Source organism: Bilophila sp. 4_1_30, from assembly GCF_000224655.1.
In the GTDB taxonomy this organism is placed as follows: Bacteria; Desulfobacterota; Desulfovibrionia; order Desulfovibrionales; family Desulfovibrionaceae; genus Bilophila; species Bilophila wadsworthia.
In genome coordinates, this window is sequence record NZ_JH114232.1 from 320,126 (window position 1) to 336,901 (window position 16,776).

The window sequence follows — 16,776 nt, forward strand, 5'->3', positions numbered from 1 at the left end:
GGAGGGGAAGGGAAACTTTCTAAAGAAAGTTTCCCCCTTCCCCCTCCACCCCCATCCCCTTCAAAGATTTTCGCCCTTATCGAATCCCTGTTGCCTTCCTTCCCTGTAGAGGTATGGCAGGCGTTCCCGCATCGGGTTTTGAAAACCCTAAAGGCAGGGCTGCGGCACCCAAAAGCGAAAATCCGTTTCCCGCCCCCAAAACTTTTGTGTTTTGGGGGCGTTTGTGTTTTTATGGGGAACACTTTTTCTCGAAACCAACCCGGCGAAGAGGATGCCTGACGTCCTCAGGGATGCCGCAATGGTATGGAAACGGTTTTCCGGTTCGGAACATTGCGGAGGCCCTGAGGAGATCGGGGGGAACTTGCCCCAAGGGACGGCGAAGCCGTGACCACTAGGTGGGCTTGCGAACCTTGCGGGCATCGCGCGCAAAGCGATTTCCCCGGCCCGCCGAAAGGCATGGGTTCGGGCGGCGGCCCGACAGCCGGAGGCATCCCCTTCCCACGGAGTTCCAGTGATAGACATCTCGACACTCAACCCGGCGCAGCTTGAAGCCGTGACCGCGCCGGACGGCCCGGTGCTGGTCATCGCGGGCGCGGGGAGCGGCAAGACCCGCACCATCGTCCACCGTCTGGCTTGGCTGGCGGAACAGGGCGTCCCGGCAAGCGACATGCTGCTGCTCACGTTTACCCGCAAGGCCAGCCGCGAAATGCTGCTCCGGGCCACGGATCTGCTCGGCTACAGCATCGGCGGCGTCCACGGCGGCACGTTCCACAGCTTCGCGTTCTCGGTGCTGCGCCAGTACAGGCCCGCATGGGCCGAAGGCCCGGTCACGGTCATGGACTCGGCGGACAGCGCCTCGGCCATCCAGCAGTGCAAGGAACGGCTCAAAGTCGGCAAGGGCGACCGCTCGTTCCCCAAGACGCAGACCATCATCGGCCTCCTCAGCAAGGCCCGGAACAAGGAAATTTCCATCGGCGACGTGCTCCAGCGCGACGCGCAGCACCTGTTGCCCCACGCCGATGCGCTGGAAAGCATCGGAGAGGCATACCGGGGTTACCGCCGCCAGCACGGGCTGCTCGACTACGACGACCTGCTGTTCGAGCTTGAGGATCTGCTCAAAGGCGATCCCGAAACGGGGCGCGAAGGGCTTGCCGGGCGGTTCCGGGAACGCTACCGCTACATCATGGTGGACGAGTATCAGGACACCAACCGCGTTCAGGCCCGGCTGGTGCGGCTCCTCGCCGGGGAAGCGGGCAACGTCATGGCCGTGGGCGACGACGCCCAGTCCATCTATGCCTTCCGGGGCGCGGACGTCCGCAACATCCTCGACTTCCCCAAGCTCTTCCCCGGAACGCGGGTTATCCGGCTTGAGGAGAACTACCGCTCCACACAGCCCGTGCTCGACGTCGCCAACGCGGTGCTGGCCCCGGCCTCCGAGGGTTTCCGCAAAAACCTGTTCACGACCAAGGAAAACACGCCCAAAACGCCCCGCGTGCGCCTCGTCCGCCCCATGAGCGACCTGACGCAGGCCAATGTGGTGGCGGCGCGCGTGGAAGAGCTTCTTGACCGCTATCAGGCGAAGGAAATCGCCGTGCTGTTCCGCGCGGGCTACCAGTCCTACCACCTTGAGGTCGCGCTCTCCAAGCGCGGCGTCAAATTCCGCAAATACGGCGGGCTGCGCTATGCGGAAGCCGTACACGTCAAGGACGTGGTGGCGTTCGTGCGGCTGGCGATCAACCCGCTGGACATGCCCTCCTTCGAGCGCGTGGCGGGGCTGTCCAAGGGCGTGGGGACCAAAACCGCCGAAAAAATCTATCATGTCGCCGCGCAGGGCGATTTCGACGCGCTGCGCAAAGCCTGCACCAAGTACCCGGATCTGTGGTCCGACATGCTGCTGCTCGACAAGCTGCGCGAGCACAACCTGACGCCCGCCGCGCTCATCGAAATGGTCATCGAGCACTACACGCCCCGCCTGCAGGCTATCTTCCCCGACGACTGGCCCCGCCGTCAGCAGGGACTTTCGGAACTCGCGCACATCGCCTCGGCCTACACCGATCTCGAACAATTCGTGGCGGATCTGTCGCTGGAAACGCCGGAGGACGACGCCGACGAGTTCGATGAGGCGGGCCGGGTGGTGCTCTCCACCATCCATTCATCAAAGGGGCTGGAGTGGGACGCCGTCATCCTGCTCGATCTGGTCGAGGACCGTTTCCCCTCGCGCCACGCGCTGGTGCGGCCCGAGGACTTCGAGGAGGAACGCCGCCTCATGTACGTGGCCTGCACCCGTGCCCGCGAGGATTTGGAACTGTTCGTGCCCGCCACGCTCTACAGCCGTCAGAACGGCGGCAATGAGCCCGCGACGCCGAGCCCCTTCGTGCGCGAACTGCCGTTCAGCGCCCTTGAGGAGTGGCAGGAGGGCTACACGGGTCGTATCTCCAAGCGCAGCACATCCTTTGCCGGAGATCCCGCCTTTTCGCGGCCTTCTCTGGATATTCCCCGCGAACTGGCCAACCCCAACGCCGGGCGCGTCAAAGGCGTGTTCCCGCCCCCGGTCATCCCAGAGGCCAAAAACGATAAGGCCGCATCCAAGGGCGGCGCGGGGTGCGGCTATTGCCGGCATAAGGTATTCGGACGCGGCAAGATCGTGGAGCAGCTTCCGCCCGACAAGTGCCGGGTCAACTTCCCCGGCTTCGGGCTCAAGGTCATTCTCAGCGCGTTTCTGACTCTGGAGGAATAAATGTCCGATCTCGTTTCCGAGGATCACATCCTCGCCCGCATCGCCTCGCATTTCCCCAACGAAGGGCCGGACGTGCTGCTCGGGCGCGGCGACGACTGCGCCGTGCTCGGCGTTTCCGGGCCGCTGTGCGTAAGCACGGATCTGTTCATGGAGGACGTGCATTTCCGGCGCTCCTATTTCACGCCGGAAGACATCGGCTGGAAGGCCCTTGCCGTCAACCTGAGCGATCTCGCCGCCGATGGGGCGCGTCCGATGGGGTTCACGGTGGGCCTGTCCCTGCCGCCCGATGCGGATATGGCCCTTGTGGACGGCCTGTGCGCGGGCATGGCCGAGCTGGCGGCCCAAGCTTCCGTGCCGCTTGTCGGCGGCGACCTCTCCCGCGCCGACAAGCTCCACCTCTGCCTGACTGTGTTCGGGCAGGCGGAAAAGACGCTCCTGCGCGGCGAGGCACAGCCCGGCGACGTTATTTTCCTCATCGGCAGGACGGGCCTTGCACGCGCCGGTCTGCTGCTGCTTGAGGAGCGGGGCCGCGCCGCCCTCAACGAGTGGCCCATCCCCTACGAAGCGCACCTGCGCCCCGCCCCGCGCCTCAAGGAAGGTATGCGCCTGTCGCGCCTTGCGGCGGACTGGGGCCGCGGGAAAGGCGATCCCACCTGCGGGCGGCTTGGGCTCATGGATCTTTCCGACGGCCTCGCCCGCGATCTGCCCCGGCTGGTCGGGCCGGGCATGGGCGCGGACATCGACATGCCCATGCCGCATACTGAAATCCTGCGCTTCATGCGCTCCCGCAACGAGGCCGAACCCGTCGCCGCGGCCAAGCGGCACGCCTTCCTCGGCGGCGAGGACTACGCGCTCATCGGGACATGTTCGCCCGAGCTTGCCGTACACGTCATGGTCGCCAACGCCGAGACCACCATGCTCGGCAAAGTCACCGAAGGCGGCGAGATCCGCGTCGACGGCGTCCCCGTATCCGGCGGGTTTGATCATTTCGCGGGCTAGAGCAAGTGACTTTGAGAGAGCTTGGGGAAGGGAAAGCTTTTCTTCAGAAAAGCTTTCCCTTCCCCAAACCCCATCCCTCCCTTTCCAAAGACTTTCGTGTTTATCGAATCCCTGTCCGCAGCATTCCCTGATGCATAGTTCCTCAACAGTATACATTTCAAAGGAAAATGAACTCACCGGAAAACGGAAAAAAGCCTCACGACGGCTCTCCCTCACGGGATGCCTCCGGTTGTTCCTGTGGACACAAGCCCCGCTTTGTACGAAACTGGAAGACAAGATTCTTTCATTGTTCACTGCCGTTCTTGAAACGGACCGCCGCGCCGCCTCCCCACCAGTGAAAAGCCTTGAGAGATGAGGGGGTGGGCGCGAGCCACACTGGCAGGTTTGGGGAAGGGGAGGAGCAGCCTTTCTCCAGAAAGACCTTCTTTCCCCAATCATGGCAACCATTCCTTTCAAAAGGGTTTTCTATGGCTACACTCATCCTGCTGAACAAAACGGAACTGCCGAAGGGCATGCCGTCCGAGGCACTGGTGGCGGTATGGGACAAAGGCAGCGTCCCCGACGGGCAGATTTCCATCCCCGTGGAGCTGAACGAGCGCCTGCTCCCCATCCGTGACGAGCTGGCGGCATGGACCTACGAAACGGGTTGCGCCCGGATCAACGGCAAACTGCTGGAAGAACACCTCCGCGCCGACGACAACCTGTCCATGTGGTGGTGTTCCACGCTGGTGGAAAAGCACCCCAAAGTGACGCACAACCTGTTCCCGGCGCTGAAGCTGCGTGCCCTTGAACTGCTGCTGGACGAAAAGGGCGTCACCCGGCTGGAACTGTGCGCCGCGGCGGGGGCCGACCCGTGGATGGAAGACGTCCTGGGGCGCTTCTGCAAGGCTACCGGGCGCGAGTTCGCCGTGCGCCGTATCGGCGGCGCGGAAGCGGCGCAGCCGGAAGGGCTGAAGGCCAAGCTCAAAGCCTGTTACTACCGCCTGCCCGCCCCGGTGAAGGCGCTGGTGCGCTTCCCGGCGTGGCTGTGGATCGTGCGCCGCCGCCTGCCGCGCACGCCGCTTTCCCGGCCCGCCCTGCCCGAAGGCGTGAAGCCCGCGAGCATCGTGACCTATTTCCCCAACATCGACATGGCCGCCGCCAAGAACGGGCGGTTCCGCTCCCGCTACTGGGAAAAGCTCCATGACGCCCTCCAGCCCGCCGACGGCAAGCCCAACCGCGTAAACTGGGTCTTCCTCTATTTCCCGGCCCCACAGTGCTCCTTCCCCGACGCGATCAAGCTGCGCGACCGCTTCCGCGCCAACGGGCAGGACGGCGCCTCGTTCCACTTCCTCGAAGAGTTCCTCACCAACGGCGACATCGCCAAGAGCCTTGTCCGGTTCGGCAAGCTCCTGCTCTCCAGCCGGGCCGTGGAACCGCAGGTCAGGGAACTGTTCCGTTTCCCCGGTTCCCAGATGGATCTCTGGCCCGTCCTGAAAGACAACTGGGGCGATTCCACCCGAGGCTGGCGGGCGCTGGAACGCTGCCTCATGCGCGAAGCCTTCCGCCGCTATGCGGAATGGGCCGGGCCGCAGGAGTGGACGACCTTCCCGCAGGAAAACTGCCCGTGGGAACGCATGCTCTGCCAGTCCATGCACGACGCGGACGCCGGGCCGGTCTACGGCGCGCAGCACTCCACGGTGCGCCCCACGGACTTCCGCTATTTCGACGATCCCCGCATGATCAACGATCCTGCCTGCCGCCGGGCCATGCCCGAACTGTGGCTGTGCAACGGGACCGGCGCGCAGGATGCCCTGCTTGCCGGGCACATGCCGGAGGACCGCACCGCGCTGGTGGAAGCCCTGCGGTATCTTTATCTCGCGCCCAAGCCCGATGCCGAAGCCGCTCCGGAGACGCCCGCCAAGCCCACGCGGCTGCTCATCGTCACCAGCTTCTTCGCCGACGAAACCGACGCCCACCTCGCCACGCTGGCGGCCTCCGCCAAGGCCGGGACGCTGGACGGCTGGGAAGTCGTCGTCAAGCCGCATCCCTACCTGCCCGTAGTCGAACGCCTCAAGAACCTGTACGGCGGCGCCGAGCCGCCCAGCGTCGTGGATGGCCCCATCGGGAACTTCCTCACGCCGGGCACCGTGGTCTGGGCTTCCAACTCCACCACCGTGGCGCTGGAGGCCGCTTTCCGCAAGCTGCCCGTGCTGGTGCAGGCCGCCGAGGACGACGTGGACCTCTGCCCCTTGCAGGGCCTCCCCGGCGTGGTCAACGTCCGCACGGTTTCCGACGTGGCCGCCGCCCTCGCCGCTCCCAAGGCCCCCGGCCTGCCGCCCGACTACCTCGCCCTCGATCCCGAACTTCCGAGATGGAAGGAACGGTTGGGCCTATAGCGTATGAAAAAGGGGGGCGTTCAGAGCCCCCTTCCTTTTTGCTCAAAACGGTTTGCCCCGGACAACCTACCCTTTCGGAACATTCCGGTTGTTTCGCAGATTTCTTTTAAATGCAGCAAGATGAAGCACACTGGATTCTTCCTTGATAAGGGGTGGGCCGTTATGTATGGTGAAGGCATCTCATACCCGCGTTCTCCAAGCGGGCACAAAGAGGGGGCTGTCTGGGATGAAAAAACTGTTGCGCGCGCTCAAACAATGGACACTCCTCATCGCCATCGTCGTGGGCGCCGTGGGGCACAGTTTTTTCTCACAGTTCACGTGGCTTGCGCCGTGGCTGCTCGCCTCCATGCTCCTGCTGACCTTCTGCAACATCTCGCCGCGCGATCTGCGGTTCCATCCTCTGCACCTCATCCTGATGAGCCTTCAAATCGTCATGAGCCTTGGCCTCTACGCGCTGACGCTCCCGTGGCATCCGGCCATCGCGCAGGGCGTATGCATGGCCGCCCTCACGCCCACGGCCACGGCGGCGGCCATCATCACCGGTATGCTCGGCGGCAGCGTGGCCTTCCTCGCGGCCTACGCCTTCCTGAGCAACCTCGCCATCGTCGTGCTCGCGCCGCTGGTCCTGCCGCTCATCGCCACGGGGCAGATCGACACGCCCTTCCTCGAAACCATGTCCAACGTGTTCATGCGCGTAGGGCCCACCATGCTTTTCCCCCTGCTGGCCGCTTGGCTCATCCAATACGCCGCCCCCAAGGTCAACGCCGTGCTGCTGCGCTGGGGCATTCTGGCCTACTACCTGTGGGCGGGGATGCTCATCATCCTCATGGCCGGCACCTTTGAACAGCTCCTGAAGCCCGGCGAAAAGGACTACCAGCTCGAAATCTTCCTTGCCCTCACCGGGATCGCCGTCTGCACCGCCAACTTCATCCTCGGCAAGTCCATCGGTTCCCGCTTCCACCGCCGCATCGCGGGCGGACAGGCGCTGGCGCAAAAAAATATCATCCTGCCCATGTGGCTGACGTTTCAGTATCTCGATCCCATCGCATCCGTGTCGCTGGCCGCCTACTCCATCTTCCAGAACATCGTCAACGCCGCCCAGATATGGCTCAAAGGACGCCGCGACGACCGCATCATCCAGCGCCTCCACGACTTCCACGAGAAAAAGCACGCCCGCATACAGGCCGCCCAACAGCTTGTCCCTCAGGAAGAACACGCCGAACTTCTCTCGGAGCTGCCTACCCGCGTCAAGGACAGGCTCAAGAAGTAACAGGGCGACCCGCGCTCAAACGGAGCGCGCCTCGGAGCACCCGGGGAAATCACAGGCCCCCATACGTGGATGGCCTTTATCACGGATGCCTTCCCACGGCGCAACAGGCCCCCGCGAAGCCCGCAGCCCCCAACGGAAAAGCCCTTCAAAAAAAGCTCTCCCGCCACAACGTGTTCCCTGTACGGGAAGCGCTCTTCTCTTTTCAGCCCGTCACGCCGCACCGAATAGGCCCCCCGTCGCGTCCTTCACCTCCCTTCTCCGAATCCCAAACAAAACGCCCGCCGCACGCAAGCGACAGGCGTTGTCCTCCCCCCGAAGGAGGGGGACATTCCCCTTGCGGCCTTTGCCGAAGGGGAATGTCTGAGGGGAGGGAAGATGCGGCATCCCGGTTGGGGACAGGACGCCGCGATTTGGGGCTAGAAGGGCCAGATCATCGGGATGACGAACACGCACAGCGCGAGGCTGATGATCTGAAGCGGCCAGCCCGCCTTCATGTAATCAAGGAAGGTGTAGCGGCCGGGGGTCAACACGATGGTATTCGGAGGCGTGGCGATCGGGGTCAGGAAGCAGGCGGAAGCGGACATACAGATGCCCATCATGAGCGGCAGGGGCGAAATGCCGCCGCCGACGGCGATGGGAAGGGCCAGCGGGGCCATCAGGGCCGCGGTCGCTGTGTTGGACATGAAGTTGGTGAGCAGCATGGTGAGCGCGCAGGACACGAACATCAGCATGGTCGGCCCGGACACGTTGGAAACCACGGCGTTCGCCACCAGCGCGGCGGCTCCGGACTTCTGCATCGCGGCGGACATGGACAGCATACCCGCGAACAGGAAGATGGTCACCCAGTCGATGCAGTGGAACGCTTCCTTCATGGTCATGCAGCGGGTCGCCACCACAAGGCACGCGCCGAGCACGGCGGCGGTCGTCAGAGGCAGCGCCCCCGTCACCATCATGATGACCACGAAAGCAAAAATCCCCATGGAGTAAGGCATCTTCGCGGTGCGGCGTTCCTTCAGTTCGGAACCGAAGGAATGGTCTTCGCCGCCCTTGTCCTCGGGAAGCAGGCGGTAGCCGAAAGCCCAGTAATACAACATGCCAACGGCAAACAGGATGAGGCCGAACTTGCCGAATTCAAAGAACCCGAACTGCGGAATGCCGACCTGATCAAGCATGGAGTTGATGATGCCGTTGGGGGGCGTGCCCACGAGGGTCACGGTGCCGCCGAGGGACGAAGCGAAGGCTACGGGCATCAAAATCTTGCTCGGCGCAACCTTGGCGGAGGCGCACATGCCCATGATCATGGGGACGGCCACGGCGGTGGTGCCGGTGTTGGAAAGCACGGTGGACAAGCCGCCGACAGCGATCATGGAGAAGAGCAACAGCTTCTTCATATCGCCTTTGGACAGCTTCAAAGCCATCTGACCGACCTTATCGGCAAAACCGGTGACGAACGTCGATTCGCCGATGATGAACATGGCCATGAACAGCACTACGGTGTTGTCGCCGAAGTAGCTGAACGCCACTTTGGAAGTCAGAACCCCCGTACTGGAAAGACCCACGGGCACGAGCATGGCCGTGATGGGCAGCGGAAGCGCTTCTGTGACGAACAGCAGCGCGGCTACGATGAGGATGCCAAGGGTAATATAGGCTTTGGTGCGATCGCCGGGAACGGCGGCGCCCGCGGTTCCGGGAGCGGCCGCAAAGCAGTCCAACCCCCCGGCCAGATACACGCCCACACACGCAACAATCAAAAGAGCCAAGAAACTCCATATAAACCGTTTCATACAAACCTTCTCCCCTGCTTGCCAAAAAAGCAAAAACAGTTAGTGTATGAAAGTCATCAAACTGGTGATGCCTTTGACGGAAACTCTCCCCAAGGACGGCCTTATTCCTCCCAAAACACAGCCGTCCTCCCCGATAAGGCGCCCGTCCGCTCCGCTGCAACGGCGCGGACGGGCATTTTTTTATTCGTAAGAAGCGACGAATGGCCGAATGCGATCGTGCGAGGCCTTCACGCGCCGTTCCAGTTCACGGGCGTATCCGTCGAGATCTTCAATACGCTTGCGGGCAACCCCCGTATCCATCGCCGCCTTGGCGACGGCGGGCGTGATGCACGTCAAAATGCGCGGATCAAGCGGCTTCGGGATAATGTAATCGAAGCCGTATTCAAGGCTGTCCACATTGTAGGCGGAACAGACTTCCGCCGGGACCGGTTCCTTCGCCAGCGCGGCGAGGGCCTCGGCGGCGGCGATCTTCATGGCCTCGTTGATTTCCGTGGCTTCCACGTCAAGCGCGCCGCGGAAGATGTAGGGGAAACCGGAGACGTTGTTGATCTGGTTCGGGTAGTCGGAGCGCCCGGTCCCCATGATGCAATCGGGGCGGGCCGCCTTGGCGTCTTCATACGAGATTTCCGGATCCGGATTCGCCATGGCGAACAACACCGGCTTGTCGGCCATGGAGCGCACCATATCCTGCGAAACCAGATTCTTGGTGGAAAGGCCGAGGAACAGGTCCGTGCCCTTCATGCAGTCCGCGAGGCTCCCCAGATCTTCCTCCTGCGCGAATTCCAGCTTGTATTCGGCCAGATTCGAGCGCTTCTTGTGAATGAGCCCCTTGGAATCGAACATGCGGATGTTCCCGCGCTTTACCCCCAGCGCGCAGTAGAACCGCGCACAGGCCATGCCCGCCGCGCCGGCCCCCACCACCACGACGGTCACGTCTTCAATCCTGCGGCCCGTGAGTTCACAGGCGTTGAGCAGGGCCGCACCGGAAATGATGGCGGTGCCGTGCTGATCGTCATGGAACACCGGGATGCCCATTTCCTTCTTCAGCGTCTCCTCGATGATGAAGCATTCCGGAGCTTTGATGTCCTCAAGGTTGATGCCGCCGAACGTGGGTTCCATCGTCCTTACGGCAGCGATGAACTCTTCGGTGCTGTCCGTCTTGAGGCACAGGTCGAACACGTCGACATCGGCGAAATTCTTGAACAGGACGCCCTTACCTTCCATAACCGGCTTGGCGGCATAAGGCCCGATGTTGCCGAGCCCGAGGACGGCTGTGCCGTCGGAGATCACGGCCACCAGGTTGGCGCGCCCGGTGTATTCGGACACCAGCGCCTGATCCTCCGCGATGGCCTTGCAGGCTTCCGCCACACCCGGCGAATAGGCGAGGGACAGATCCTTCTGGCTTTCGCAGCGCTTGGTCAGCACCACTTCGGTTTTCCCGTGACGGGGGGAACGGTGGTATTCAAGAGCTTCTTCCCGCGTAAACAAGGCCATGTACGTATTCCTTATTAATAATAAATAGAGGTGAAAGGCGACGCCTCCGGCGGTACGGCCACGGCTTCGCCGCCCCTTTGGGCCGAATTCCCCCGGCCCCTCGGTTATGCCCGAGCAAAGGACGAAGGCAAAAACGCGCCCATGCCGCCCCCCCCCACAAGCGCAAGAGAAACGGCGTGCCGTTTCTCTTGCCGATACAGAGGAAACGAACTTCAGCGATTCCGGTTGTGCCGGGGCCCGGGGGGCGGCTCGCCCCCAGGACGGGGTCAAGGGGCGGTAAGCCCCTTGCCGCCGGAGGCCTGTCTTTTTAGCTATGGCAGTGCGAACCGCAGCCCTTGAACTTTTCGTACAGGGCCTTGGGCAGGATGCCCTTGACGGACTTGAGGGCCAGCATACGGCGCATGATGCCGAGCTGGTCTTGAAGGGGAATCTTCTTGGGGCAGACGTCTTCGCAGCCGAGGAGGCCCATGCAGCCGAATACGCCCTGATCGTTGCCGATCACATCATAGTACTCGTCCTCGGAACGGTTGTCGCGGGGATCGATGTAGAAACGGGCGAGGCGGTTGATGGTCGCCGCGCCGAGGAAGTCCTTGCGCATCCGGGCCGTGCCGCAGGCCGCGATGCAGCAGCCGCATTCGATGCAGCGGTCAAGCTCGAAAATCTGCTCGGCAAGCTCGTTTTCCATGCGCTTTTCTTCGGCGCGGGGATCGAACGCCTTGTCCTGCGTGTGAACCCACGCTTCGATTTTGCGGCCCACTTCACGGAACCACACGCCCGTATCCACGGACAGGTCGCCAAGCAGCTTGAAGACCGGCAGGGGATGCAGGACGATGTGATCGGGCAGATCCCGGGTCTGGGTATGGCAGGCGAGGCCGGGACGCCCGTTGATGACCATGCCGCAGGAACCGCAGATGCCCGCGCGACAGCAGAAGTCGAACTGGAGGCTCGGGTCCTGCTGCTCACGGATGATGTTCAGCGCGATGAACAGGGTCATGGAGCTGTATTCTTCCACATAAAAAGACTGCATGTGCGGAACGGAGGCGGGATCAAGCGGATTGTACCGGAACACCTCGATATGCAATTTGCGACTCATTCTAACTCCCGAATCTGAAAAAAGATGTGTGCTTTTCAGAGCGCCTTTCGCGCTTCCTCTCACTCAAGACACAAAAGTCTTAGGAGGATGAGGGAAGGGGGCCGGGGGAAGGATGCCCTTCTTCAGAAGAGGCCCTTCCCCCGCGGCGTACCCGCATTTACTTGATGGCTTCTTCCGCCTGTTCCTTGGTCTTGATCTTGTCGGCGGGGATCTCGGCGGGGATGATCTTCCCGCCGCCGTAGCCGCGCTCGCCCGGAGGCAGCTCGAACCACGGAGAAGCGTCTTCGTATTTGAGAGTGGGCAGAGAGTCGCCTTCCTTCCAGTAGGCGAGCGTACGCGTCAGCCATTCGGCGTCGTTGCGCGCGGGGAAATCCTCGCGGGTATGCGCCCCGCGCGATTCCGTGCGCTGAAGCGCGCCGTAGGCGGTGCAGAGCGCCAGCTTGATCATGCCGGGCACGCGCAGGGCCATGGACAGCTCGGGCGTGAAGCCCTTCACGCTGCCGTGCAGACCGATGTGCTTAGCCCGCTCGGAAAGCTCGAGCAGCCTGTCGACGCCGTTCTGGAGATCCTTGGCATTCCGGAAAATGCCCACGTCGTCCATCATGATGTCCTGCATGGCGTTGCGGAGATCGAAACAGTTTTCCTTGCCGTTACGACAGGAAATGATGTCGTCGATGGTCTTGGCGACGAGCTTGCGGGCGTCGTTGACGGGTTCGGTCTTGAACACGCTTTCGGAACCCTTGAGGTACTCGACCATCTTGCTGCCGATGTAACGCCCGGAAACCACGGTTTCGGCGAGGGAGTTGCCGCCCAGACGGTTGAAGCCGTGCAGGTCCCAGCACGCCGCTTCACCGGCGGCGAACAGGCCCTTGAGCCCGTAGGCGTGGCCGTCCTTGTCCGTGCGGACGCCGCCCATCGAATAGTGCTGCGTCGGGCGCACGGGGATAAGCTGGTGAATGGGGTTCACGCCGAGGAAATGCGTACAGATGTCGTAGATTTCACGCAGCTTGGTCGTGATGTGGTGCTCGCCGAGGTGACGGATATCCAGCCACAGGTGGTCACCGTAGGGGCTCTTCACGCCGAAGCCCTTGCGCATGTGCTCGGTCATGCGCCGGGAAACCACGTCGCGGGAGGCAAGCTCGGCCTTCTCCGGCTCGTAGTCGGGCATGAAACGGTACTCGTTCACGTCGAGGAGCGTCCCGCCGTCGCCGCGGCAGCCTTCCGTCATCAGAATGTCGGTGGGCACGCTGCCGGTGGGATGGAACTGGATGGCCTCCATGTTCCCGAGGGGCACGACGCCGGTATTCAGGGCGCAGATCTGTCCGCCGCCGTCGCAGATGATGGCGTTGGTGGTGGCGCGGTAGATGCGCCCGTAGCCGCCGGTGGCGATGAGGGTCGCCTTGGCGATGTAGGCGACAAGCTCGCCGTCGCGCAGGGAGCGGACGATGGCGCCCATGCAGCGCTCGCCGTCATGGATAAGGGCTTCGGCCTGCATCCGATCGTGGATTTCCACGCCGTACTGGAGACATTTGCTGTCGAGGGTGTTCAGCACGGAACGTCCCGTGCCGTCAGCCGTGTAACAGGTACGCCATTTCGCGGTGCCGCCGAAGGCGCGGGCGTGGATGAGCCCGTGTTTGCTTTCCTCTTCTTCGGCCTCGAAGGGCTTGCCGCCCTTATAATAGGTGTGCTTGCCCGCGACGACGCGGTTCCATGGCACGCCCCAATGGGCCATTTCACGCATGACGATGGGCGCGCTGTCCGCGAAGATGCGGGCCACTTCCTGATCGCAGCCCCAGTCGGAACCCTTCACGGTGTCGGCGAAGTGGATGTCGGTGCTGTCGCCCTTGCCCATGACGGCGTTGCCGAGGGCCGCCTGCATACCACCCTGCGCCGCCGAGGAATGCGACCGGCGGGGAGGGACGACGGAAAGACAGATGGTGTGGAAACCTTCCATAGCCGCGGCGAGCGCCACGCGTTCGCCGGCAAGCCCGGCACCAATGCACAACACGTCGGAATAAATCGTTCTCATGACGCCCTCCCTTAGATGGCCATCGTGGCGAAGCTGTAGTGGGTTGCCAGACTCAGCAGTGCCAGACCGATAACGAGATAGAGGGCATACTTGCGCCACTTCAAACGGTTTTCACGGTTCAGGATGCCGAACTTCACGCCGACGCGGTACAAACCGATGGCGATATGCAGATCCAACGCGGCGAACAGCACCAGATAGAAGGGGACCATGCCGCCCTGAATGGCCGCCGCGCTCTTATCCGCGGAGATGGGCAAATTCGACAGGATGTTGATGACATGCGCGCTGGCCATGACAAGGATGACGATCGCGGTGGCGACCTGCACCAGCCACAGCCATGTGTCCATATGGTGCATCATCTTGGCCTGACGCCAGAACTCCCGCAGTTCCAGCGGGCTGAACGGCATTTTCCGTGCGGCGAGAATAAAGTGCAGGATCATGACAAGCAAAATGATCGGCCCGCCAATCTGCGCCAGATAAGACGTTTCAAGGAATACGGCCAACGAGTCCATTATCTTCGGACTCAAGATGACACTCGAAACAAGTACCATATGCATCAGCACAAAACAGCAGAGAAGGACACCGGTCAACATCTGGATGACATCGGTGTATCCTGAAATATGATTGCGCAATCTGACATGTGAAGTGATGTTCGCCTGAGCCATCTTTAGATTCCCTCCTCAAAGAATGAAAAAGACCTTATAAATCCTTCCGCCTCTCCTTATTCCCAACTCCTTTATCAATTCCGCCAAAAGCTGACGCCGCAAGCATCAACACTCTTTACTTCTTATTGAAGTATAATGGCATTCCTTCTTGGTTTAAAGGATACTTTCCTTTTTCTGTCAACCGAGTGTTATTTGTGCACTCGAACAATATAGCCACTTGACCTAGAAAGAACTTTTGTTATTCATAACAACTAGAGAATAATGCGGAAATAATTCTTATTACTGTTTTATATAACACTGGATTTTTACTTGTCTTTTTGCCCAGTATTTTCTTTGCCGCAAATGCCCGTGACGAATGGTACCCTTCTTCACAAGAAGAAGGGCGCTGCAATAAACCTGCTCTTTTTACACGACTATTCTCCATATTCCATGAAGAAAAGGAATAGCCCGGCAGAGGAGGACGATTTTACAATGTTGACAAGATCCCTCTCGAGAAGGCGCGACGCCTTGCCTCAAAAGAGTTCCCCCTGCCTTACCCTCCCATGCGGGCGTATCCCACAGCCATAGGCGCATGGAGGAGGCTCCCCCTGCGAAGCCATCACGAAGGGCGGCTTTTTTTCCTCATCCTTGCCCAATCCAGCGGTCATCTGCGCTGACGCCGTCCGCTGAAATGGAAAAGCCCCCCATTCCGTGGAATGAGGGGCTCAACAGATCACAGTACAGCAGGACTATTTCGCACGCCAAGCGCCGTGCTTGTTACAGTAGGCGCGGGCGAACACGACCTGATCAAAGGGAATGGGGAATTCAACGACCGGAGTCTCCCCGGCCTTGAAGTACTTGCGCAGCACGGTGTCGTCGGAGGTGCGGATTTCAGCCCATTCGATCAGGTGATCGGCGTCCATACCGTGCAGCTTGGAGCCCACGCTCACTTTGCAGCCCTTTTCCGTGGCTTCCACGACGGGCATGTGCGATTCCTTGGTCCCAACGGGTTCGCGGTCGTCAAGAACTTCCATCGTTTTGCCGCAGCAGATCATGGCGCTGACGCCGTCATGCACGATTTCGGTCACGGTTCCGCAAATGGGGCATTTATAAAGCTGATAACGGTAGGTCATGGGAGAAGCTCCTTTGCAGCGAGGCTGCGCATATTGTCCCCACGGGGACGTAGTAATGAATTAACGATAAAAAATACTATTCCTATTTTTATTTTTTGTCCAGAGGCCAACCCACCTCGGCGGCCTCCGCCCCGAACCGTACAGAGCCATAACAACGGGGCGTTCCTCTCATTCCTTATCCATCCAAAAGAAAAGCCCCGCTCATGGAACGGGGCCAATCTCTTCAGAGACAAGTGTTACTTCGCCAGCAGCATCCAGATTTCACCGGGGCCGTTGAGGTGCCCCGCGATATAGGCCGCCCTCGCGCCCTTGCCGCAGAACAGGTCGACGCGGCGTCCCTTGATGGCCTCTCCCGTATCCTGCGCCAACCCGATGCCGAAAAGCGGCGTGGTCGAGACGGGGCCTTCCTCCACGGGGGAGGAAGGATCAGGAATATTCACATCGAAGGCAAGCACCGAACCGAGCGGGAAAGTCGTGCGGTCCACGGCCAGCGAGACCATCGAACTGAGCGGCGACCCCATGCTGCCCACGGGGCCGGACGTGATGCTGCCGGAAGAGGTTTCCGGCCCTTTGCGGAAAAAGATGTAGCGCTGATTGCGCCGGAGCAGATCGTCGCGCAATTCCGGGTGATCGCGCAGCCACTGCCGGATGGACTGCATACTCACCTGCCCGGTGGGGATTTCCCCCTGATCGGCGAGATACCGCCCTATGCTCAGGTACGGCTTGCCGTTGGACCCGGCAAAGCGCACGGGCATCTCCTTGCCGTCCTCGAAGCGCAGCCGCCCCGAACCCTGCACCTGCAGGAAAAAAGCGTCCACGGGGTCGGACAGCCATGCCAGTTCCAGCCCCTTGCCGCGCAGGACGCCGGGCCTGCCGTCCAGCCCGTCGATTTCGGCCCTCGTATAATAAGGAACGGGCTTCCCCTTTTCCATGCGGTACACGACGCGCTGGCCGATGAGCTCACTCTTGAAGCTCCCCAGATTCAGCTCGCGCAGATCCGGCGGCACACGGTACAACGGGGCCGTGTAGCCGGGCTTGCGGGTACGGCTTGCCTTGACGACGGGCTCATAGTATCCCGAAAAGGCAGCGCCATCCTTGAGCTTCACCCAGCGGAACCGCTCCGCCAGCAGGCCGGGTTCGGCGTCGAGACGGGGCAGCAGGGCCTCAAGGCAATCCAGCGTCTTGGCCACATCGCCCCACGTCACCGCCACATCGCCG

The 16,776-nt window shown here is 61.7% G+C and carries 12 protein-coding genes; 5 read left to right on the forward strand and 7 right to left on the reverse strand.

Annotation, left to right across the window (positions count from 1 at the left end; translation table 11 throughout):
• From HMPREF0178_RS22505 to HMPREF0178_RS08240, 5 genes are all read left to right on the forward strand, one after another.
• The coding region (locus HMPREF0178_RS22505) for a hypothetical protein (protein WP_232281237.1) at positions 1-279 on the forward strand (279 nt) is incomplete at its 5' end.
• A gap of 232 nt (positions 280-511) precedes the next feature.
• A complete protein-coding gene (locus tag HMPREF0178_RS08225; RefSeq protein ID WP_009368294.1) occupies positions 512-2,737 on the forward strand; it encodes an ATP-dependent helicase in 2,226 nt (741 codons plus the stop codon).
• Complete coding sequence (gene thiL / locus HMPREF0178_RS08230; protein WP_009368295.1) at positions 2,738-3,736, forward strand: thiamine-phosphate kinase; 999 nt, start codon at positions 2,738-2,740, stop codon at positions 3,734-3,736.
• 467 nt (positions 3,737-4,203) lie between these two features.
• A complete protein-coding gene (locus tag HMPREF0178_RS08235; RefSeq protein ID WP_009368296.1) occupies positions 4,204-6,114 on the forward strand; it encodes a TIGR04326 family surface carbohydrate biosynthesis protein in 1,911 nt (636 codons plus the stop codon).
• Between the two features lie 226 nt (positions 6,115-6,340).
• Positions 6,341-7,384, forward strand: coding sequence for a symporter (locus HMPREF0178_RS08240; RefSeq protein ID WP_009368297.1), 1,044 nt, complete (start codon positions 6,341-6,343; stop codon positions 7,382-7,384).
• 416 nt (positions 7,385-7,800) lie between these two features.
• Here the strand turns inward: HMPREF0178_RS08240 and HMPREF0178_RS08245 are convergent, their stop codons facing one another.
• The 7 genes from HMPREF0178_RS08245 to HMPREF0178_RS08275 form a co-directional block, all read right to left on the reverse strand.
• Positions 7,801-9,168, reverse strand: a complete 1,368-nt coding sequence (locus HMPREF0178_RS08245) for an SLC13 family permease (RefSeq protein WP_009368298.1) — start codon at positions 9,166-9,168, stop codon at positions 7,801-7,803.
• A gap of 180 nt (positions 9,169-9,348) precedes the next feature.
• Positions 9,349-10,662, reverse strand: a complete 1,314-nt coding sequence (locus tag HMPREF0178_RS08250) for a malic enzyme-like NAD(P)-binding protein (RefSeq protein ID WP_009368299.1) — start codon at positions 10,660-10,662, stop codon at positions 9,349-9,351.
• A gap of 307 nt (positions 10,663-10,969) precedes the next feature.
• Complete coding sequence (locus HMPREF0178_RS08255) at positions 10,970-11,755, reverse strand: fumarate reductase iron-sulfur subunit (protein ID WP_005028059.1); 786 nt, start codon at positions 11,753-11,755, stop codon at positions 10,970-10,972.
• Between the two features lie 157 nt (positions 11,756-11,912).
• Positions 11,913-13,784, reverse strand: coding sequence for a fumarate reductase flavoprotein subunit (locus tag HMPREF0178_RS08260; RefSeq protein WP_009368300.1), 1,872 nt, complete (start codon positions 13,782-13,784; stop codon positions 11,913-11,915).
• Between the two features lie 11 nt (positions 13,785-13,795).
• The gene (locus tag HMPREF0178_RS08265; RefSeq protein WP_227328988.1) at positions 13,796-14,308 is read right to left on the reverse strand and encodes a succinate dehydrogenase/fumarate reductase cytochrome b subunit; all 513 of its coding nucleotides are present in this window, start codon (positions 14,306-14,308) and stop codon (positions 13,796-13,798) included.
• An 866-nt stretch (positions 14,309-15,174) separates the two neighbouring features.
• Positions 15,175-15,558 (reverse strand): desulfoferrodoxin family protein, encoded by a 384-nt coding sequence (locus HMPREF0178_RS08270; protein WP_009368301.1) that lies wholly within the window; start codon positions 15,556-15,558, stop codon positions 15,175-15,177.
• 236 nt (positions 15,559-15,794) lie between these two features.
• On the reverse strand, positions 15,795-16,776 hold a 982-nt coding region (locus tag HMPREF0178_RS08275), incomplete at its 5' end, for a murein transglycosylase A (RefSeq protein WP_009368302.1).